Source organism: Deltaproteobacteria bacterium (assembly GCA_015233135.1).
GTDB lineage: Bacteria > UBA10199 > UBA10199 > JADFYH01 > JADFYH01 > JADFYH01.
In genome coordinates this window covers 50,356-71,017 of sequence record JADFYH010000003.1, presented here as the reverse complement: position 1 = coordinate 71,017, position 20,662 = coordinate 50,356, and the positions used below count along the sequence as shown (strand labels likewise).

Sequence of the window (20,662 nt, the reverse complement as noted above, 5' to 3'; positions counted from 1 at the left end):
ATGCTTTATAGATGGGTACTTGCCAAGAATGAGCAAAAAATGATTCTTAAAATCTGCGGAACTCAAGTTTATAATTTAATCCGATCTCTATACTCCTTCTCAAAACCAGTACCCCATCCAAACTAAAAAAATCCACCGCAGGAATCACCTCCGCATTCAAAAAAGAATTCTTTTCATCGCGCAAAACCTTAGAGATTTTTCCTAGAGGGATGCCTGTCGGAAAAAAACCATCGAGGCCCGAAGTTTGCGCCTCATCCCCTTCTTGAATATCCGACGAATTTTGCAAATATTCCAAACGATTCATCGCGAAGTAGCGATCAAAATCCATCTTTTTATGAAAGCCCTTCATTAAACCTTTCTGCACTTTGTTTTTTAGAGAAGCACTCGCCTGAAAATGAGTGTCGGTGACCAACATTACCACCGAGCTGTCTTCATACACCTCGCTCACTATCCCGACCAAACCTTCGGGAACGATGACCGGATCACCGAGGGCAATCGATTGTTTTTTCCCCACATTGATTCGAAGCGTTTGAATAAGATCGCTGGGGTTGCAAGCCAACACCTTTGCCGGAATTTTTTCATAAGTAGAAAAGAGAGAAAAGTTTTGAATTTTATCCCAATTTTTTTGAGTTTGAAGAATACTTTCTAGCTCCATTAAGCGCAGGGATTTACTTTGTAGCTGATCCTTTAGATTTTTATTTTCCTGACAAATATCACCCCAGCAAAAAAACCAGTTTTTAAGAGAAATAAAATGTTCTGAAAAAAAATGACTGCTTTTCAGGAGAGGATTAAAAATGGAAACCAAAAAACGATTTTGAGTTTTTTCCATGGGGACATAAAAACGAGAAAAAGCTAAAAGGAGGAGGATAAAACAAAAACCCCATTTGATTCGCGAAAAACGACTGAACATGCAGTGTCACCATTCTCTAGGCAATTACAGAAGCCTTAATTGACGGTAATTCCCTTCAGCCGATCCAAATCATTCAAAGCTTTACCACTTCCCAGAACCACTGCAGAGAGAGGGTCATCTGCAATGGTCACAGGCAAACCCGTCTCTTCACGAAGCAAGAGGTCCAGATTTTTCAGTAAAGCACCTCCCCCGGTTAGCACAATTCCCCTGTCTACAATATCGGCGGCAAGTTCTGGCGGTATTTTTTCCAGGGCAATCTTCACAGCTTCTACAATGGCATACACAGGTTCGGCAATGGCTTCCCGAATTTCATCACTGTTAATTTCCATCACTCGAGGAACACCCGCCACCAAATCACGCCCTTTGATTTCCATAGTCTTCATCTCAGCACCAGGATAGGCATTCCCAATAGTAATTTTAACCATTTCTGCCGTTCGTTCACCGATCAGTAAATTATATTTTCTTTTGATGTATTGGATAATGGCCTCATCCATGCGATCTCCAGCCACGCGAACGGATTGTGAAAAGACGATACCCGCCAACGAGATCACGGCCACTTCTGTAGTTCCCCCACCGATATCCACCACCATGTTCCCAGTTGCTTCCGTAATCGGCAAACCTGCGCCAATGGCAGCGGCCATGGGTTCCTCAATAAGATAGACTTCCCGAGCACCTGCACATTCGGCGGATTCTCTTACGGCCCGTTTTTCCACCTCCGTAATTCCAAAGGGAACACAAATAATAATGCGAGGACGTACCAGGGTTTTTCGATTGTGTACTTTGCGGATAAAATAGCGCAACATGGCTTCGGTGATTTCAAAATCGGCAATCACTCCGTCTTTAATGGGCCGGATGGCTTCGATATTGCCAGGAGTTCGACCAATCATTTCTTTGGCCTCTCGCCCCACGGCAATCACTTTTTTGGTACCTTTACTATCTTTCAAAACAGCAACCACAGAGGGTTCCGCGCAAACAATCCCTTTTCCTTTCACATAAACAAGGGTATTGGCCGTACCTAAATCGATGGCTAAATCGTTTGAAAAAAAACCTAAAATTGCATTGAATATCAAAGGATTTTCCCCTTTTACAAATGAATGTTACAAACTAATTTTTCGACCTATCACTCTTCTCTCTCGGGCGTCAAACCTTCATTCGGCTTAAATAAAATATTGCTTTTCATTTCTCGAGTGATAATCATTATCCCCCGTGAAATAAAGAAAATTAACACTTAAATACAAGCTCCATTCAAAAGAACTCTATGCTAGATCATTTAAGAAACCACGCTGCTTCCTGGCTTACTAAAACTTTACTGGGACTCATGTCGATAGGCCTTATCTTCTTTTTTGGCTCTTCGGGCTTACGAAGAGCTGAGGGGATTAAAAACAGTCCTAATATCCTAGCAGAGGTCAATGGAGAAAAAATCACCCAGGGCTTATTTGAGATGAATTATGAGAATCAAATGCGGTTCTACGAACAAATTTTCAAAGGGAATATCTCAGAAGAAATGAAAGAGAAAGCCAAACAGGACACCCTCGACCAACTTCTCCGCATTAAACTGTTTGCCCAGGAGGCAAAAAAAATGGGAGTCCGGGTTTCTAAAAGCGAGCTAATAGAAGCCATCACACAAAATCCCAATTTTAGTAAAGACAATGTCTTTGATAAAAACTTTTATCTCAAACAAGTCAAACCCGGTTTTTTCAAACAAACCCAGGTGGACTATGAAGATTATTTGAATGAAATTTTATTGGCCGAAAAATTTGAAGACCTCAACAGGGATTCGGTAAAGGTTTCGGATGAAGAAGTGAAAGAGGAATACAGTCTTAATAAGACAGAGTTGAATCTGGAAAAATACAGTGTGGATTTAAATAAAATTCAATCTCAGGCTGGCACAGAATCAAACCCAGAAAAAGCTAAAGAGCAAAAAACGAAAGAAATAGAACAGGAAGTCTTTTCGACCCTATCTGAAAGTCAACCCAGCAACCCCAAAGACAAGAAAAAAACACCTTCTGCCATCGAAGTTCTTAAGAAAAAATATGAGCTAAAAGATGAAAGTACGGGTTTTTATTCGCTGAGAGAACGCGCCGCCTTGGTAGGCTCCACTGAAATCAAGGACACAAAAGAGCCCTTGCAGTGTATTGTCCAATTAACCCTGGAAAATCCATGGTGCAGGAAGGCCTATCCGATCGAAAATCAGCTCGTTTTCTTCAAACTCGTGGGACGAAAAGACGCGGATATGGAAAAGTTTGACCAAGAAAAAAGCAAACTGGCAGGCGACTTGCTCAATCGAAAGAAAAATCTTGTTTTAAAACAAATCGCCGACAAACTCCTTCAAAAAGCCAAAACAACAACCAACAGCAATTTAATGTAGATGAAATTTATCGATGCGATCTTTGAACAGGGAGGAGAAGTCTACGAAGTGGGCGGTTCTCTCCGTGATCGGTTTTTAAATATCGAAATCAAAGATCAAGATCTGCTGGTTCGAAAACTTCCTCTTCCCAAGCTGATAAACCTGCTCAAAAAATTCGGCCATGTCGAGTTGGTAGGCAGATCTTTTGGGGTACTCAAATTTAAATGCAAGCAAGATCAAAAGAATTACGACATTGCCCTTCCTCGCACCGAACGCTCTACAGGCCTTGGCCATCGTGATTTTGAAGTCACACAAGATCCTGACCTGGCCATTGAAGAAGACCTCAAACGCCGCGATTTCACGCTCAACGCCATGGCAAAAAATCTCCAAACGGGAGAAATACTCGACCCTTTTGAAGGGAAAAAAGATTTAGAAAATAAAATTTTACGCCAGGTATTTGAGCAATCTTTTGTTGAAGATCCCCTTCGAATGCTGAGAGCTGTGCAATTTGCCACACGTTTTTCTTTGCACATCGAAGAAAAAACTTTTCAATCCATTATTAAAAATGCCCCATTACTCGAAACCATTTCCGCCGAACGGATTGTAGAAGAACTGAAAAAACTTTTTTTAAGTAAGCGGCCTGGGCTGGGCTTCGAGTTGTTTTTAAAAACAGGCCTGTTGCCTTATCTGTTTCCGCACCTTCTCACCTCCCCTTTTATTGCGAGTTGGCCACGGCTTATAAAAAGACTCGATATTCTTGAAAAAAATTTCTATTCGCTTTTTGCAATCCTCTTCATTTTCTCCAAAGATCAATCGGACTTGGAGGCTGCAAGGACCTGGCTCAGCAAATATCCACTCAGCCTCATCGGCATCAATCACAAATCATTTTTAAAACTACTGAAACTCTGGCCTCAGCAAATCACGGATGAAAGCAGCAATTACGACATCCGTCTTTTTATTCATCATTTAGGGAGACCCTTAATCAAGCCCTGGCTGAACTTAAAATTTTCTTTTGACGAAGAACTCTCCCTTCAAAATAAGATTTTAGATATTCTGGATGAAGCCCCTCCTTTAGAAATAAAGGATCTCGCTCTTCAAGGAAGAGATCTCTTAAAATTAGGCTTTGAGCCTGGCCCCAAACTTGGTACAATTTTGCAGGGTCTGCTTCAGCTAGTGTTAAGAGATCCTCATAAAAATAAAACTGAAATTTTACGCAAATACTTAAGGGAGGTAACTGGTCAGCGTCCCTGGAAGGGAGGCTGATCGGTTACAAGAGGTCTCATGAACGAAACACCTAAAGACATCATTCAAAAAGCAATTGTTTTGGAAAGTCAGGGCGATGACTTCAGATCCCGTCAAAACTGGGAGGCCGCCTTCGAGGCCTACCAGGCTTCCGAAGAATTCAATCCTAATAATCCTCAAATTTATGACAAACTGATTGAGATGAAATCGGCGCTTACTCAAGAATGGAAAGAAGCCGATTTTACTCAAACCCTTTCCTGGACCATGAAAAAACAGGAATTGGAAAATCCAAATATTAAAAATTTACATGAAACTTTAAGTGTAGAGTACGGGCAAATCAAACAACTCATCGCCCAACTTTTACTCAGCCCTGAAGAATTTAAAGAACTGCTCCTGCACAAGATTAAGGCCCATGGTGAAAAGGCAGTACTCCCCTTGCTGCATACTTTGCTAGAAATTGATGCCATGGCTCGTGAACAGAATGGAGAGTCACTGCTAGACGCCACACTCCCGCCACCGCCTCCCTTTAGTAGTGGAGAAGAGGAATGAAAGTGATTGCGCTGACTGGTGGAATGGCTTCTGGAAAATCCACGGTCGCTAAGATGTTTGAGGCCTTAGGGGCCCAAATTATTGATGCCGATCGGGTCGTGCATACGATTTACGAAACAGACCTGGAACTCAAAAAAAAAGTAGTCTCCCATTTTGGAACCTCGATTCTAAATTCCAAACAAGAAATTGATAGAAAAAAATTGGGAGGTCTTGTCTTTCAAAATCGGGATAAGCGGGTCTGGTTGGAAGCGCTTATTCATCCCGCCGTTCGAAAACAAATTGCCGAGCAAATTGAAAAAGCAAAAAAACAGAGTATCCCTTTAGTAATTGTAGAAGCTGCTCTGATGGTGGAAGCCGCTTACTATAAACAGTTTGAGGGCTTGATTCTAGTGCGTGCGAAGCCTGAACTTCAGAAACAAAGAGCCAAATTACGAGATCAACTTTCGGATGAAGAAATAGAAAAACGTCTTACGGCCCAAACTTTGGATGAAAAAAAAGCTAAAGTATCCAATTGGATTATTGAAAATTCGGGAGATTTGAAGGCAACGCAAAAACAGGTAAAAAGCTTGTTCCCCGTCTTGTGTTCATTAACTTGAAAAAAAATTAGGATTGTTCACCCCTGCCTCACCGGACTCCCCCCCCAATTCGAATGCGCTGGGAGATTCTCTCCTTTCATCACCAGCGAAAGGGCTTCCAGATTGCTATCTTCTCCTACATAGCTATCGTACAAGACTACCGACCGGGCGCCAATGCTGCTGCGGGCTCCTATTTTTACGGGGCCGATTTTCATTACCCGATCTTCAAACAAATGAGTTTGAGGGCCGCTTTCGTCGTTGAGGGCTGCATCATCGCCAATGTTTACCACATCAAATTCGGTGATATCGGTGGTATTGAGCCAGACGCGTTTTCCCGTTCGAACACCAAACAAACGCAGTACCAATGGTAGCCAGGGGGTCCCCTGCAAATATTCCAGCAAAAAAGGAACGGTTAAGGCTTCGTAGGTAGAGGTAATGGCTTCGCTGCACCACACTTTCCAACTCCATAAGGGAACTTGAGCGGGACGATGTTTTCCAATCAACAACCATTTTAAAATAACAGTCACCAGCAGTGAGGGAATTCCCACGAAAAAAAGATAATAGAGAGGAAACTGATAGATCAATCGCCACCAGCTATCCCCCACCAACAAGTCATGCCCATACGCAATAAAGAGTACGCTGAAACTCATCACCGCGCTGGAGGGAATGAGAATGCGGATCAGCTCCACCAGGCCTCGTGCAAGGCGGCGTTTTTTTGTGGGATGGGTCGTGAGTTCAGGGGGAAAAACTTTACTCTCTTGTCTTCGGGGGAGAGGAATGGCGGGAGATCCAAACCAGTTCTTGGCATCTGAAGATTGCAGCTGTTCTGGAGTGGGAGGCACCGAGAGCACGCCCACCAGCATGTTGTCGGGCAGATGATAACCTTGGGGAATGAGGGCGCTGTTGCCCACAAAGCTGTTATTCCCGATGGAAGTTCTACTCAAGGTTAAACGCTGCCCCCGCACATCATCTTCACCCAGCACCACGACATCGGCCACAAAGGCCCCATTTCCAATTTCTAACAAACGATGCGTCACCTGACTGGCGGTAGAAATTTCGGCATTCTTTCCAATTTTTGCCCCTAGGGCACGATACAAAGTCGACACAAAGACCGTGGCATAAGCAGGATGCAGCACAAACAAAGACAAGGTCATGATTTGATCGGAAAACCATTTTTTCAAATAGGTTCTGCTATAGACAGGATAAGTACCGGGTTGCAGACCATGCTGTAGCAGGCGGGTGAAAAAAATCGCCTCCAGGGCAAAGAGAAGGATGTAGCTCAAACTGAGCAAGGGAGTAAGAACCAAATAGGAAAAATCATAATCGGCTGCGTAGTTATCCAGGGCATTCAAGGCAATAATACTGGGCAGTAAAGGAAGCAGAATAGTGAAAGGAAAAATCAAAAGTAAGAGCAAGTACACCTTGCTATATTTTTTGAGGGTGGCCGGGGAAACCTCCAAAGGCTGAGGCAATTCTTCTGGAGATTTTGTGGTCTGATGAATGGCAGGGCTCCCGCCCCAAACTTCGCGGGTTTTGAGCACCGTGTTGGGACGAAGAAAACTCAGATCTTTCAGCTCCCCCCATTCTTCGATGCGACAGCCTCCCGCAATCACCGCGCTGGTGCCTATATAAGCGTGGTCGGCAATATGGATGGCCCGTAATTTTAAAAGCCCTCCTTCTACCACGGCATTGTTCATGACCGCGCCCGAGCTGATGCTGACGTCTTTTCCTATCGTCACCAAATCTTCTGCCGCAATGGTGAAGGCACTGAGTTGCGCATCCGAAGCAATTTTAACCCCCAGTAGTCGCAAATAGATCGCATAAAGTGGAGTGCCATTGATGTATTCAATAGGCGTCAAGCGCTGCATGGTCTTCACAAACCACCAACGAAAATAGTACCCCCCCCAAAGCGGATAATCCCCTGCCCGCACACGCCCAAGCACCAACCATTTGCTGACAATGGTAAGCGATGAAAAAAAAGGAGGGATAAAACAAAAGGAAAAAAGGGCAGTGACAATGCTCCACAGATGACTCGAAGATTCTTGCAGCACATAATAGTATGCGAGATAAGGCAGAAAAATTTGCACCGCGAACAAGGCAAAAATAAAAAGTAAGGCAACGGATTGCCCCAAGCCACACAGGAGATAGCGCCAGGCAGGCACTTTTTGAAAGTCTTGAACCGCAGACTTTGTTTCGGTCTTGGTCTCCCATTTTTCGACAAGGGCTGCCAAAGGACGATTTAAATAGACATCTCGAATAGAGGCTTGCTCCACTCCCGCTTCATTTCTCATCCGGGAAACAAATCCCGCGGCTAAAAGCGAATGCCCACCCAAGTCGTCAAAAAAATCCTGGCTTAAATCCAAACTTCGATTTGGAAAAACCTTCTGCAACACCGCCACGACGCGCTCTCGCAAAGGGGCATTTTTATCCAGGGGCACTTGTGTCTCTTCGGAAAGGTGCAGCAGCGCCTCCGGGGTCGGAAGAACTTTGCGATCTATCTTTCCACTGGCCAGGCGCGGCAAATCATTCAGTTGCACCAAAAGGCTAGGCAGCATGTAGACCGGCAACTCCTTTGCCAGCAAGTTACGCAGTTCAGTTTCTTCAATTTTTTTCTGATTTTCACTCCTTAAATAAGCCACCAGGTGATCGTTACCCTGTTTGTCTTTTTTAACAGCCACGGCAGCGGCCGAGATGCCAGGGAGCTGATTCAATCGCACTTCGATTTCCCCCAGCTCAATGCGATAGCCTCTGAGTTTGATTTGATCGTCAAAACGGCCTTGAATATAAATATTCTGTTCGGCATCCATCAGCGCCGCATCCCCACTGCGATAAATCACTTCCCCCCGCATCGCTGCCAACAACGCCGGTTTTTTTACGAATTTTTCTCGCGTCAAATCCACGAGATTAATATAACCCTGTCCTACTCCCGGGCCAGAAATGACCAATTCTCCGCGTTGGCCATAAGGGAGCGGATTTAACGCTTCATCGACGATTGCCAAATCATAATTGGGTAAAGGTTGGCCGATGGTGATGGCCTCTCCACTTTTGAGGGCCGCAATTGTTGCAGTGACTGTGGTTTCGGTGGGGCCATAGGTATTAAAAAATTGGAGAGGAGGCTTGCCCCAACGCGCAAGTACCGAAGCAGTGCAGGCCTCGCCTCCTGCATTCACCAAGCGCAAAGAAGGAATATGCTCGTCGATCACCGCCAGTAAGCTGGGCACGGCATGCAGCACCGTGATGTTGTTGTTGCTCAAGACCTCACTCAACTCATCAATAGACTTTGCCATCTCTGCATCGGCCACAAAAAGTGTGGCACCTACTAGATAGCTGATCCAGGTTTCTTCACACCACATGTCAAAAGAAACCGAAAAACCCTGATACACTTTGTCTTCACTTCGAAGCCCCAATACGCTTTGTTCTGCTCGAACCAGATGACAAATTTGACTGTGCGTAATGGGGATTCCTTTGGGCTTTCCCGTGCTCCCCGAGGTGTATAAGACATAGGCCCAATCTTGGAACTGAGGACCAATCTCCCCCTTTGAAAAAGGGGGATGAAGGGGGATTTTAGTATTTTCTGGGCCCATTAAAGGAGGAACAGACAACGTGGGACAGTTAAGCTCCAGAGTTTTTGGACTAAAACACGCCGCAGCCTTTACTTCGGATAATACCGTCACTACCCGCTCAGCCGGCATTTCAAAATCAAGAGGCACATACGCCGCTCCCGATTTAACTATAGCCAAAATAATGACATGCAATTCTAAACCCCGAGGCCACCAAACGCCTACACTAGCTCCTCGGCCAATGCCCTGGCTGGCAAGAGAGGCAGCCACGGCATCGCTCCAGCGATCTAACTCTGCATAGCTGAGAGCCTGGTCTCTGCAGATCAGTGCTGTCTTAGAAAGATGCGTCTTGGCGGAGGCACGAAAAAGTTCGGCCAAGGTTTCGTCTTTTAATAAATCGGGACGAAGAGTGCCAAGAAGGATGCTGGAGTTTGAATTCATGGGAAGTCCGCTCTCTTTTTTTGAGTAAGTTCGACGCACGCTTATACCCTTCACGCTTTTGAGAGCAAAGCAAAAAATTAAATAACTCCTTCCACCCTGTTTTCGCTATTGCCATCAAGCTTAGCGGCGTATATAGGGCAGCCGCATTTCACGTTTCGCCTTATACATTTTACGGACAAGAGTTTCACATGCTGCAAATCAACAAACTGACAAAGACTTACGGCTCCCAAATTCTTTTTGAAGATCTCGACCTTCAACTCAGTCGCGGAGAAAGACTGGGTTTGGTGGGTCGAAATGGCCACGGAAAATCCACGTTATTCAGACTTGTTTTGAAAGAAGAATTGCCGGATGAAGGCAGCATCACCTTTCCCCGCAATTACCGTGTAGGCCATCTTGCCCAGCATCTGAATTTTACCCAACCCACGGTGTTGCTAGAAGGGGCACTGGGATTGCCGGTTGGAGAAGAAGATTGTTACTACAAAGTAGAGGCAATTTTGTTTGGGCTGGGCTTCACCCAAGAAGACATGGATCGCAGCCCTTATGAGTTTTCGGGTGGCTATCAAATTCGTCTCAATCTGGCGAAGCTGTTGGTCTCCGAACCCAATCTTCTGCTTTTGGACGAACCCACGAACTATTTGGATATTGTCTCCGTGCGCTGGATCACCCGCTTTTTGAGAAACTGGAAAGATGAGCTCATCCTCATTTCGCATGACCGTGAATTTATGGACAGCGTCACCACACACACGGCCGCCATTCACCGACAAAAATTAAAAAGAGTCACTGGCCCCACCGAAAAACTTTATACCCAAATTGAGCAAGACGAAGAACTCTACGAAAAAAATCGGGTCAACGAGGGCAAAAAACGAAAAGAAATCGAAACCTTCATCAACCGCTTTCGCGCCCAGGCCTCCAAAGCCGCTTCCGTTCAATCGCGTATTCGACAATTAGAAAAAATGGGCAGCAAAGATGCCCTGCAAAATATCGAAAGCCTCGATTTCGATTTTCATTACGCCCCCTTTGCCGCTAAAACAGTGATGGAGGTGAACGATTTATCTTTTCACTACGAAGCAAAAACTCCGCTCATCCAGAATTTAAGTTTTTCTATAAAAAGTGACGATCGCATTGCCATCATCGGGAAAAATGGAAAAGGGAAATCGACTTTGCTGAATGTGCTGGCTGGTGAATTTCAAGCAACGGGGGGCAGCCTCTATTCGCATCCCGAAATGAAACTGGGCTATTTTGGACAAACCAATATCAATCGCCTCGATCTTAAAACAACCGTGGAAGATGAAATTGGTTCCGTCAACTCCAGCCTCAGTCGCACTCAAGTGCGAGGCATTTGCGGGGTGATGATGTTTGAAGGCGATGCCGCTGAAAAGCGTATTGGCGTGCTTTCCGGAGGCGAACGCAGTCGCGTTTTGTTGGGAAAAATTCTGGCGGCTCCTGCCAATTTGCTCTTTCTGGACGAACCCACCAACCATTTGGACATGCAATCGATTGATGCCCTGGTAGACAGCATTAGCAATTTCAAAGGCGCCATGATGATTGTCACTCACAGCGAAATGATTTTGCGAGCCATCGCCACCAAACTGATTGTCTTTCGTGAAGGAGGAGCCGAACTTTTCTTGGGTAACTACGATGAGTTTTTAGAAAAAATAGGTTGGGAAGAGGAAGAGGGTGGAAAGAAGAAAAGACAAAAATGACAACGGACGCCTACCGCTACAACCCACCAGTTAAGTATTATTCCTTCACCCTTGAAAAAACAATTTCAGGTCGCAACTTGCTGCCTTATCTCTCCCAGCAACTCAATCTTGCTACAGAAAATATTCAAAAAGCACTTTTTCATGGAGGATGTTATCTCAACAAAAAAAGACTGAATGAACAAGATCTCAAACATCCATTTAAAGCAAACTCCGAAATCGAACTTTATCTTTTTTCAAGAGAACCAGAAGCCATTCCTATTTCTTCACAGCATATTTTATTGAAAGAGAATGGCCTTTTGGCCGTGAACAAACCCGCCTGGTTACCCGTACAGGGAAGCCGCGCCAGTACTCGTTTTGGCCTGCAGGAACAAGTTCGTGACTTCACGGGCTTGAAAAATTTAAATGCCCTGCATCGTTTGGATAGGCAAACCAGCGGAATCGTTTTATTCGCCTATGATAAAAAAACCGAAGCTTATTTCATGAAACAATTTCATGATCAGAAGATCAAAAAATCTTACCTGGCCCTCGTCTCCCCCGCAGCGGCAGAAAAAGAATGGATTGTAGAAGGGTACCTTCAGCGCGATTTTCGAAAATTGCCCCTCAATGTTTATCGCCTTTATGAAAAGGAACAAAAAAATTCCCGCTGGAGTAAAACGGAGTTTAAAGTTCTAGAAGCAAACGAAAAAGTGACCTTGATTGAGGCCAGACCTCTCACAGGCCGCACCCACCAAATCCGCGTCCATCTTGCGTCAAAAGGACATCCCATTTTGGGAGATGATTTGTATGGAAGCCCATTGCAATCGACCCGAATACTTTTGCATGCCCACAGGCTTTCTTTTCAGATGGCGGATGGCAAAGAGGTAAGAATTGAAGCTCCGGTGCCTGGGGATTTTAATTAAGACAAACTTTTTCTAGGTGTTACCTAAATTTAAAAGTGGACTTTTAATAATCCCCTCTCCCCCTGGGGGAGAGGGCAGGGTGAGGGGTTCATTCACTTGCTGCTAAAATTTGACTCAACACCCCTTCACGATTTTCATAAAATTCAGAGTTCCAAAAATGTAATACTTGGTATCCTTCTGCTTTCAACCATTCATCTCGTTTCTTACCTTCACTTTGAGCTGCAGCATGTTGCCCACCGTCCAATTCAATAACAATGCGCTTCTCAAGACATATAAAATCTACAATGTATAGACCAAGAGGATGCTGTCTTCTAAATTTCAATCCATTTAATCGCCTTGATCTTAAATAATACCAAAGATCATTTTCTGTATGAGTTGAGTTTTTCCTGAGAGATTTTGAAAGGTCAATCAAAGTACTCATTTTTACCCCTCACCCTACCCTCTCCCCCAAGGGGAGAGGGGAATTCGTTTTCAGTCCACTTTTAAAATTTAAACAAGTCCCACTTTTAATTTTAGGAACTTTCATCTTCAAAATAGCCATTATTCTTCTAAACCTCACTCTTCGGATAAGACCCCAGCACCCGTAAAAAAGAGCAACTCTGTGCCATCGTCTCAATAGCACGCCGCACTTTGGGATCTTCCTGATGCCCATCTAAATCGACAAAAAAGATATACTCCCAGGCACGCCCCTTCAGAGGACGAGATTCTATTTTGGTGAGATTTATTTTTTCTTTTGCAAAGGGGGCCAGCAATTTAAACAGCACCCCCACTTCATCTTTGGTAGAAAACATCAGCGAGGTTTTATCGTGACCCGAAGGCCCGCAGCCTTCTTCTCCGATCACCACAAATCGGGTGAAGTTATTGGGATGATCTTCAATGTTTTTACACAACACCTTTAATTTGTATTTGCTGGCGGCATATTCGGAGGCAATAGCCGCCACCTGTTTTTCTCCGCTCACTATTTCCGCGGCTTTTGCGGTGCTGGCCACATCCACTATTTTCACTTGAGGCAAATGCTTCGTAAGCCACTGCCGGCATTGCGCCAAGGCATGGGGATGAGAATAAACTTTTTTGATTTTACGCAAGTCGCTTTCTTGAGAAAGCAGATTGTGCACAATCGCAATTTTAATTTCACCGCAAATTTTCAGAGGAAAATCTACAAACAAATCGAGCGTGTGATTCACCACCCCCTCGGTGGAATTTTCGATGGGCACAATTCCGTAATTTACTTTTTTCTGCTGAACCGCTTGAAACACCTGGGCAATCGTTTCTTGAGGAACAAATTGCGCCGACAGCCCAAAGCGTTGAATGGCCGCCAAATGCGTGAAGGTGGCCTCGGGCCCCAAAAAAGCCACTTGCAAGGGAGATTCTAAAGCCAGAGAGGCAGACAGGATTTCACGAAAAATACTTAAAATCGCTTCATCTTTATAGGGCCCCGGATTATTTTTTTTGAGTTTCTGAAAGATCTTCGCCTCGCGCTCCGGCACGTGAAAGCGGCTTTGAGCGGCCTTCTTCAGCTGGCCAATTTGCATCACTTTCTCACCACGCTGAGAAAGCAGCTTTAAAAAGGATTGGTCAAGCTGATCGATTTCTTCCCGAAGATGTTTTATTTTCTCTGAACTCATAATTCTCCTTTTTTCATCTTTTCATTTCACAAAAAAACTTGTCTCTTCCAAATCACTTGTGTAGCGTTTTTTTCACTATGAAAACAAAACATCTTTTAATCCTGCTCATCCTCATCCTTGCCGGCCTTGCGGTATCCGGGTACCTGACCGTACGACATTTTGATATCTTAAAGGAAGGGTTTGAACATAAAAGTATTTGCAATATCAACGGCAAATTTGATTGCGATAGCGTCATCATCAGCACTTATTCCAAGCTGGGCCCTTTCCCAGTAAGCGGCCTTGGCCTTCTTTTTTATATCTATGCCCTCCTCGCTATGGCTTATGCCTTTATCAATCGCGAAGAAAGTGCAGCGACGCTTACCTTCCCCTTACTGGGGACTTACCCTGCCCTGGGTTTTTCAATTTATCTGGGATTAGTCTCTTCTTATATCATAAAAAGTTACTGCCTCTTTTGTGTTTCACTGTACTTTATAACTTTTTTGTTTTTTATTTTCATCCATCTTTTCTTTCCAAAACAACCCACACGCCTTAATTTTTTGAAAGATTTTTTTCAAATCGGTAACACGAAACAAAGAGAAACTTTGCGCTCTTCTTTTTTCGGACATTTGGCCTTCTTACTCATTTTCTTTCTCATCACCTTGGCAGCACTCTATGCCAATGAAAAAAAATATACAGAGGATTTGGAAGACTTTGATCACCAGGCCTTCCTGGATTTTCACTACATTGAACCTCAGTACACTTTCGATATCCAAAACCACGCCTCCTGGGGAAATCCGGATGCCCCTATTAAGATTGTGGAATTCAGTGATTTCGAATGCCCTCATTGTAAAAGGGCTGCTGCCACACTTAAACCTTACTTGAGGCAGTATCTGAAAAAAATTCAGTTCATCTACATGAGCTATCCCCTCGATAAAAGCTGCAACCCATACATGCAGCGCGATCTGCATCAAAATGCCTGCACTGCCGCCATGGCGGCTTATTGCGCCCAAGACCAAAACAAATTCTGGGAAATGCATGACAAGATTTTCGAAGAACAAACCCGCTTGAGTTCCGAACGATTCCCAGAATTCGCCAAAGGACTAGGCTTGGATGAAAATAAGTTCAATCAATGCCTGAAATCGAATGAACATTTGGATACAGTTAAAAAGGACATCGAAATGGGAAACCAAGCTCAGGTGAATGGTACCCCGGGGGTATTTGTAAATGGAAGGAAGCTCGAGGATTGGCTGAATCCCATCAAAATCAATCTGTTGATTGAGGAAGAATTGAAGAGGAGTGAAAAGTGATAGTGGATTTTATACGGACAGATCCTAATACAACCACTTCTTGATTTCACCTTCCATCGAAAGTACAAATCCCTGACGACGAAAGGCCCAGCACATATAGGAAATGGTCACAAAAAAGGAGGCCGGAACCCGATTGAGTGCGCTAATTTTGCAAGCCAATAAAGTAGTTTCCCCGCCAAAGCCCATAGGACCTATGCCCAGCTTGTTGGCTTCTTTAACGATTTCTTCTTCAAGCCGTGCTAAGGTTGGATTCAAATTCACATCGGTGATAGGCCGTAAAAATTGTTCCTTTGACCCTGCATAGGCAGTGGATCTATCTCCACCGATAGTCACCCCCAAAACTCCAGGACTGCAACCTTTTCCTTGAGCCTGCGACACCGCATTCAAAATACATTTTTTCACGCCTTCCAAATCACGGTCTGCCTTAAGGGCCTCACAAGGCAAAGAATACTGGGCTCCCACATTCTCACAAGCACCCCCTTTAAGAAGTAGCCTCACCGTAAAATCTTTTCGGGTATTCTGATGAAAGTGAAAACTGGGATTTCCAGGCCCTGTGTTATTTTCTGAAATTTGACCCGTGATAGAATCGACGGAATTTTGCCGAAGATAACCTTTTTTGGTGGCCACAATCACCGCTTTCTTGGCTTCCTGCTCAAAAACCAACTGATCAAAACCGCGAGGGGCCTCAACATAAAAAAGAATGGATCCTGTGTCGTGACAAAGGGGTTTGGATTTTTCCAGGGCCAATTGGATATTCTTTTGGATATTATCCATGGCATGTTGACTGGGACTGCCCTGCATTTCCTTTTGCTGCCCCGACTCCAGAGCTCGCATAACATCAGCGGGAAGTTCGGCGGAGGTTTTTCGAATGAGTTCCAGGAGGTTTTCTTTAAGGTTTTCCATGCCCTTTTGGTAGTGAGAATGATTTCTGAAGTCAAATAATTAGTAACTCACAAATTTCATTTATGAACGAGTTCCAGTCGAACCGAAGCCCCCACTCCCCCGCTCAGAGCTAGGCAATTCGGCCACTTCCTGCCACCCAATTTGTTCATAACGAGAAATAATCATCTGGGCGATGCGCTCGCCTTTTTCAATCAACACTTCTTCAGACCCTAAATTAATCAAGATCACACCAATTTCACCGCGATAATCGCTATCAATGGTGCCTGGAGAATTGAGGCAGGTAATACCTTTCTTAATGGCCAAACCACTGCGAGGCCGAATCTGGGCCTCGTAGCCTGGAGGGAGTGCAATCGCCAAACCGGTGGAAATGAGTTTTCTCTCAAAAGGTTTTAAGACGACAGGATTTTCTATGGCCGCGCAAAGGTCCATTCCTGCTGACCCTGCAGTCATGTACTTCGGCATTTGCTGAGACAATTCGGGCTTTAGATGTTGGAGAGGGATTTGAATCATACAAATTCCCCCTCTTAGGGTAAGAGGGGGTCAGGGGGCGTTACGAACAATTGGATACAATTGAATCATAACCCCTCCTAACCTCCCCTTAGCTTAAGGGGAGGAAAGAAGACTAAAAGATTAGCTGACTACCTTGGCATCCGAATAGGAACAATATCTGCTACCAATCCCACCGCTTCTTTCAGCGAAAGCTTAATTTTCCCATCCCGATCAATCCCAATACATTTCACCACCACTTCATCGCCCTCTTTTAAAATATCGGTCACGCGTTCTACACGGCGATCTGCGAGTTGAGAAATATGCACCAATCCATCGGTCCCCGGAAGGATTTCGACAAAGGCGCCAAAATCCATGATTTTTTGCACGCGCCCCAGGTAGGTCTTTCCTTCTTCAGGATCGGCCACGATGAATTGAATGATTTGTTTGGCCTTGGCCAAGGCCTCACCATCGCTGGAATAGATATTGATTAAGCCCTCATCATTCACATCAATTTTTGCGCCGGTTTCTTCAATAATCCATCGGATGACCTTTCCACCCGTGCCAATTACTTCTCGAATTCTGTCTTTGGGAATTTTTAGGGTTTCCACACGGGGGGCATAAGGGGAAAGCTCTTTTCGATGGGTCGTTAAGGCCTCATCCATTTTACTTAAAATATGCAAACGCCCTACCCGCGCCTGTTCCAAGGCTTGTTTCAACAAGTCATGGGTGAGGCCCTGAATTTTGATATCCATCTGAATGGCAGTAATTCCCTGGGTAGTCCCTGCCACTTTAAAATCCATATCTCCCAAATGGTCTTCGTCTCCCAAGATATCGGACAAAATAGCGGTCTTGCCTTCTTCTTGAATTAGTCCCATCGCAATGCCGGCCACCGGGGCCTTGATTTGAATTCCCGCATCCATCAAAGAAAGAGACGCGCCGCAAACCGTAGCCATTGAGCTGGAACCATTGGATTCTAAAATCTCTGCAACAATACGAATTGTATAAGGAAAGTCTCCTTTTGGCATCACCTTTCGAATCGCGCGTTCTGCCAGGGCACCATGGCCAATTTCGCGTCGTCCGGGCGAACGCATATTTCTCACCTCACCCACTGAAAAAGGAGGAAAATTATAATGCAGCATGAAGTTTTTATGCCCATTAAACATCAAGGTATCAATAATTTGCAGATCGTCTTCGGTTCCCAAGGTAGTGGCCACAATTGCTTGAGTTTCACCTCGGGTAAACAAGGCGGATCCATGGGCACGGGGAAGCAGGCCGGCCTCACAGATAATGGGACGAATCTGTTGAAGATTTCTCCCATCTACTCGAAGATTATCTTTTAAAATCATTTCTCGAACCAGAGTACGTTTTAAGTCTTCAAAAACAGCCTTTACTTCGGCTTTTTTGGTCTCTTCGTCTTCAGCCCCTTCGGTGACAATGGCTTTGATCGTTTCAGCTTTTACTTCATCCATCGATTGATAGCGTTTTTGTTTTTCAGGAATACGAATCGCCACAGCCAGTTTTTGTTCGGCAAGTTGTTTGACTTGATCAATTAAAGGCTGATTTACTTCGGGAAGCACCACTTCCATCTTGGCTTTTGCGGCTCTGGAAGCCAGTTCCACTTGAACTTGCAGCAAAGGCTGCATGGCTTGATGGGCTTTCAGGATAGCCTCGATCATCACTTCTTCGCTCACTTCATCTCCGCCACCTTCCACCATCACAATGGCATCTTTCGTAGCCGCTACAATCATTTCAAGCTCAGACTTTTCGAGTTGCGCAGCGCTGGGATTTAAAACCCAATCGCCATTAATGCGGCCAATGCGACATCCGGCAATAGGCCCCTGAAAAGGAGCTCCCGTCAGCATGAGAGCTGCAGAGGCACCCACCATGGCCAAAACATCAGGATCATTTTCCGGATCGGCCGATAAAACGAGGGCCGTCACTTGAACATCATTTTGGAAATGATCTGGAAACAGAGGCCGAATGGGTCTATCGATAAAACGGGAAGTAAGGACTTCTTTTTCGGTAGGCCGACCTTCACGCTTAAAAAATCCGCCGGGGATTTTTCCAGCAGCATAGGTTTTTTCAACATAATCGACAGTGAGAGGGAAAAAATCGATTCCCACACGGGCTTTTGTGGCCACCACAGCGGTGACTAGAACAATGGTATCTCCACAACGAACCGTCACTGAGCCCCCTGCCTGCTTGGCAAGTTTTCCGGTTTCAATGTGGATGGTTTTATTTCCGAGTTGAGCAGAAACACTTTGAATATTAAACATGAGAGAGACTCCTTTAGTAGGATCAGGATTGATCCAAGTGAAAAAATACCCCAAAGCGTCTTTCTCAGAAAACTGATAATTCAAGGAATTGTCTTTCAGGGAAAGAAAATTACTCAAATTATCAGCAAAAAAAAGACAATAACTTTGGGGTTAGATGAAAATTTATTTACGTAAATTCAAACTCTCGAGAAGTTGTGCATATTGAGGATGATCTTTACGCTTCACATAATCCAGCAAGCGCCGGCGTTGGCCGACGAGCTGCAAAAGACCTCTTCGAGAAGAATGGTCTTTTTTATGACTTTTGAAATGCTCGGTTAAGGAATTAATCCGCTCGGTCAGGAGGGCGATTTGTACACGAGGCGAACCGGTATCAGCATCGTGTTGTTTGAATTTACTGATCACTTCTTTCTTTTGACTCTCCAATAGCATGGAAAAACCTCATAATGATAAATTGGTTATTAAAAGCCAAAATCCTGTAACACAGACTTATTTTCTTTGTAAAGCTTTGATTTAAGACATTTATTTAAGCCAGATTTAACAAGCTTAAGCATCTTTCTCACTCCCAGCTTAATTTCTAGCACTCCCTTCATTTCCCCTATACAATTGGACTGATGGCTTCAAAAAACAACAAACTAGGCCTGGTTTTATCGGGAGGTGGGGCGCGAGGCGCATATGAAGCCGGGGTGCTTCACTATGTGAGAACCATGCTTCCCAGCAAAAGCCGCAATCGGAATTTTGACATTCAATCCGGCTCATCCGTAGGCGCCATCAATACCTGTTTTATGGTGGCCACCGCTCATGACCTGAATTTCCAAGCCAAAAAAATGTGGGAGCTTTGGGAAAACATTCGGGAAGAAAACATCTACAAACGAAATTTTAAGGCCTTATTGGAATTTCTTTCCAAAGGATCCAAACAAATTTTTTTCAAATTTCTCAGAGGGCTCAATCAAGAGTCTCCTCATTTCCCGGGTTTTTTAGATACAAGCCCTTTTCTCCCTTTTATCAGCAATGTCATGGATTGGCCCCAGATTTCCAAAAATATCCAAAAAGGTTTTGTACAAGCCATAGCCATTGTTGCCACCAACGTCTTTACTGGTAGGACAGAACTCTTCATCGAAAAAAACTCAAAGCTCAGTTACTACGGCGACTACACCTCGCATTTCACCACCATTCAACCGGTCCATGCACTTGCTTCTGCGGCAATACCCATCGTGTTCCCCTCCATACTGATCAACGGCATTGCCTATACCGATGGAGGACTCCGTTTAAATACTCCTATTTCTCCTGCCATTCATTTAGGGGCAGATTCCATCCTGGTCATCGGCCTCAATCATCGCGCACGCGCGGGTGAAGAGATCCCTTTTCATGGGGTAAAAGGACAGCCTCCTGCCCTAGGACAAATTTTAGGTAGAGTTTTGAACTCGGTCTTTTTGGACAAGATCCAATACGATTTGGAGCAATTGGAGCGCATCAATCGCATTGTCGAATGGGCAGAGCTGCTTTATGGCAAAAATTTTTTGGACGACTTGAATAAAATGTTGGTGGAAAAAAATATCCACGGAGACATTGCCGATCGCGGAGTGAAGAAACTAAAGCTACTCCGCATCCGTCCCTCGGAAGATATTGGGGAGATGTTTATTGAGTGCTTTCAAAAAAGCAAAGATCACCACTTTGGGTCATTTGAAAAATTTCTGATTCGAGTATTGGATATTGATCCTTCCAGCGGAAACGACTTTCTTTCTTATATCGGATTTATTCCTGAATACCTGCAAAAGCTTTTGGCCCTGGGCTTTGAGGATGCAAAAACAAAACACAATGAGTTGAAAGAATTTTTGGAAGATTAAATTCTTCCAATTT

17 protein-coding genes are annotated in these 20,662 nt (G+C 44.5%); 8 read left to right on the top strand and 9 right to left on the bottom strand.

Translation table 11 applies throughout. The features are described from left to right. Positions 1 to 46: 46 nt before the first annotated feature. Complete coding sequence (gene mreC, locus HQM15_01700; protein MBF0491478.1) at positions 47 to 829, bottom strand: rod shape-determining protein MreC; 783 nt, start codon at positions 827 to 829, stop codon at positions 47 to 49. Between the two features lie 116 nt (positions 830 to 945). Continuing rightward, on the bottom strand, positions 946 to 1,965 hold the full coding sequence (locus tag HQM15_01695) for a rod shape-determining protein (protein ID MBF0491477.1): 1,020 nt from the start codon (positions 1,963 to 1,965) through the stop codon (positions 946 to 948). Positions 1,966 to 2,168: 203 nt separating this feature from the next. Between HQM15_01695 and HQM15_01690 the strand changes: the two genes are divergently transcribed. The 4 genes from HQM15_01690 to HQM15_01675 are packed head-to-tail and all read left to right on the top strand — an operon-like array spanning position 2,169 to position 5,644. Further along, positions 2,169 to 3,278, top strand: a complete 1,110-nt coding sequence (locus HQM15_01690) for a SurA N-terminal domain-containing protein (GenBank protein MBF0491476.1) — start codon at positions 2,169 to 2,171, stop codon at positions 3,276 to 3,278. Further along, positions 3,279 to 4,520 carry a CCA tRNA nucleotidyltransferase gene (locus HQM15_01685; GenBank protein MBF0491475.1) on the top strand — a complete coding sequence of 414 codons (1,242 nt, stop codon included), beginning with the start codon at positions 3,279 to 3,281 and terminating at the stop codon, positions 4,518 to 4,520. An 18-nt stretch (positions 4,521 to 4,538) separates the two neighbouring features. Continuing rightward, positions 4,539 to 5,048: a hypothetical protein gene (locus tag HQM15_01680; protein ID MBF0491474.1), complete on the top strand. Its 510-nt coding sequence runs from the start codon at positions 4,539 to 4,541 to the stop codon at positions 5,046 to 5,048. After that, positions 5,045 to 5,644 (top strand): dephospho-CoA kinase, encoded by a 600-nt coding sequence (locus tag HQM15_01675; protein ID MBF0491473.1) that lies wholly within the window; start codon positions 5,045 to 5,047, stop codon positions 5,642 to 5,644. Before HQM15_01680 ends, HQM15_01675 begins: the two co-directional genes overlap by 4 nt. Positions 5,645 to 5,661: 17 nt before the next feature. Here HQM15_01675 and HQM15_01670 read toward each other — a convergent pair whose 3' ends face one another. Next, on the bottom strand, positions 5,662 to 9,624 hold the full coding sequence (locus HQM15_01670) for an amino acid adenylation domain-containing protein (GenBank protein ID MBF0491472.1): 3,963 nt from the start codon (positions 9,622 to 9,624) through the stop codon (positions 5,662 to 5,664). A 188-nt stretch (positions 9,625 to 9,812) separates the two neighbouring features. Here HQM15_01670 and HQM15_01665 point away from each other — a divergent pair, with 188 nt between their 5' ends. Further along, positions 9,813 to 11,327 carry an ABC-F family ATP-binding cassette domain-containing protein gene (locus tag HQM15_01665; GenBank protein ID MBF0491471.1) on the top strand — a complete coding sequence of 505 codons (1,515 nt, stop codon included), beginning with the start codon at positions 9,813 to 9,815 and terminating at the stop codon, positions 11,325 to 11,327. Beyond that, entirely contained in the window at positions 11,324 to 12,226 is a 903-nt protein-coding gene (locus tag HQM15_01660; GenBank protein MBF0491470.1) for an RNA pseudouridine synthase, read from the top strand. The genes HQM15_01665 and HQM15_01660 overlap by 4 nt, the downstream gene beginning before the upstream one ends. Positions 12,227 to 12,314: 88 nt before the next feature. Here the strand turns inward: HQM15_01660 and HQM15_01655 are convergent, their stop codons facing one another. Beyond that, positions 12,315 to 12,647: an endonuclease domain-containing protein gene (locus HQM15_01655; GenBank protein MBF0491469.1), complete on the bottom strand. Its 333-nt coding sequence runs from the start codon at positions 12,645 to 12,647 to the stop codon at positions 12,315 to 12,317. 127 nt (positions 12,648 to 12,774) lie between these two features. Continuing rightward, on the bottom strand, positions 12,775 to 13,851 hold the full coding sequence (gene pheA, locus HQM15_01650; protein ID MBF0491468.1) for a prephenate dehydratase: 1,077 nt from the start codon (positions 13,849 to 13,851) through the stop codon (positions 12,775 to 12,777). A gap of 77 nt (positions 13,852 to 13,928) precedes the next feature. Between pheA and HQM15_01645 the strand changes: the two genes are divergently transcribed. Then, positions 13,929 to 15,137: a thioredoxin domain-containing protein gene (locus HQM15_01645; GenBank protein ID MBF0491467.1), complete on the top strand. Its 1,209-nt coding sequence runs from the start codon at positions 13,929 to 13,931 to the stop codon at positions 15,135 to 15,137. A gap of 24 nt (positions 15,138 to 15,161) precedes the next feature. Here the strand turns inward: HQM15_01645 and HQM15_01640 are convergent, their stop codons facing one another. The 4 genes from HQM15_01640 to rpsO form a co-directional block, all read right to left on the bottom strand. Next, positions 15,162 to 16,040 carry a fumarate hydratase gene (locus tag HQM15_01640; protein ID MBF0491466.1) on the bottom strand — a complete coding sequence of 293 codons (879 nt, stop codon included), beginning with the start codon at positions 16,038 to 16,040 and terminating at the stop codon, positions 15,162 to 15,164. Positions 16,041 to 16,100: 60 nt separating this feature from the next. Further along, a complete protein-coding gene (gene dut, locus HQM15_01635) occupies positions 16,101 to 16,550 on the bottom strand; it encodes a dUTP diphosphatase (protein MBF0491465.1) in 450 nt (149 codons plus the stop codon). A gap of 128 nt (positions 16,551 to 16,678) precedes the next feature. Continuing rightward, complete coding sequence (gene pnp, locus HQM15_01630; GenBank protein MBF0491464.1) at positions 16,679 to 18,805, bottom strand: polyribonucleotide nucleotidyltransferase; 2,127 nt, start codon at positions 18,803 to 18,805, stop codon at positions 16,679 to 16,681. Between the two features lie 162 nt (positions 18,806 to 18,967). Beyond that, on the bottom strand, positions 18,968 to 19,234 hold the full coding sequence (gene rpsO, locus HQM15_01625) for a 30S ribosomal protein S15 (protein ID MBF0491463.1): 267 nt from the start codon (positions 19,232 to 19,234) through the stop codon (positions 18,968 to 18,970). A gap of 182 nt (positions 19,235 to 19,416) precedes the next feature. Here rpsO and HQM15_01620 point away from each other — a divergent pair, with 182 nt between their 5' ends. After that, positions 19,417 to 20,649: a patatin-like phospholipase family protein gene (locus tag HQM15_01620; protein MBF0491462.1), complete on the top strand. Its 1,233-nt coding sequence runs from the start codon at positions 19,417 to 19,419 to the stop codon at positions 20,647 to 20,649. Positions 20,650 to 20,662 lie beyond the last annotated feature (13 nt).

Coding starts and splice junctions, on each gene's coding strand:
- pheA (MBF0491468.1), bottom strand. CDS start 13,851: ATGAGTTCAGAGAAAATAAAACATCTTCGGGAAGAAATCGATCAGCTT.
- HQM15_01660 (MBF0491470.1), top strand. CDS start 11,324: ATGACAACGGACGCCTACCGCTACAACCCACCAGTTAAGTATTATTCC.
- HQM15_01645 (MBF0491467.1), top strand. CDS start 13,929: ATGAAAACAAAACATCTTTTAATCCTGCTCATCCTCATCCTTGCCGGC.
- HQM15_01665 (MBF0491471.1), top strand. CDS start 9,813: ATGCTGCAAATCAACAAACTGACAAAGACTTACGGCTCCCAAATTCTT.
- HQM15_01670 (MBF0491472.1), bottom strand. CDS start 9,624: ATGAATTCAAACTCCAGCATCCTTCTTGGCACTCTTCGTCCCGATTTA.
- HQM15_01680 (MBF0491474.1), top strand. CDS start 4,539: ATGAACGAAACACCTAAAGACATCATTCAAAAAGCAATTGTTTTGGAA.
- mreC (MBF0491478.1), bottom strand. CDS start 829: ATGGAAAAAACTCAAAATCGTTTTTTGGTTTCCATTTTTAATCCTCTC.
- HQM15_01655 (MBF0491469.1), bottom strand. CDS start 12,647: ATGAGTACTTTGATTGACCTTTCAAAATCTCTCAGGAAAAACTCAACT.
- HQM15_01675 (MBF0491473.1), top strand. CDS start 5,045: ATGAAAGTGATTGCGCTGACTGGTGGAATGGCTTCTGGAAAATCCACG.
- pnp (MBF0491464.1), bottom strand. CDS start 18,805: ATGTTTAATATTCAAAGTGTTTCTGCTCAACTCGGAAATAAAACCATC.
- dut (MBF0491465.1), bottom strand. CDS start 16,550: ATGATTCAAATCCCTCTCCAACATCTAAAGCCCGAATTGTCTCAGCAA.
- HQM15_01685 (MBF0491475.1), top strand. CDS start 3,279: ATGAAATTTATCGATGCGATCTTTGAACAGGGAGGAGAAGTCTACGAA.
- HQM15_01640 (MBF0491466.1), bottom strand. CDS start 16,040: ATGGAAAACCTTAAAGAAAACCTCCTGGAACTCATTCGAAAAACCTCC.
- rpsO (MBF0491463.1), bottom strand. CDS start 19,234: ATGCTATTGGAGAGTCAAAAGAAAGAAGTGATCAGTAAATTCAAACAA.
- HQM15_01620 (MBF0491462.1), top strand. CDS start 19,417: ATGGCTTCAAAAAACAACAAACTAGGCCTGGTTTTATCGGGAGGTGGG.
- HQM15_01690 (MBF0491476.1), top strand. CDS start 2,169: ATGCTAGATCATTTAAGAAACCACGCTGCTTCCTGGCTTACTAAAACT.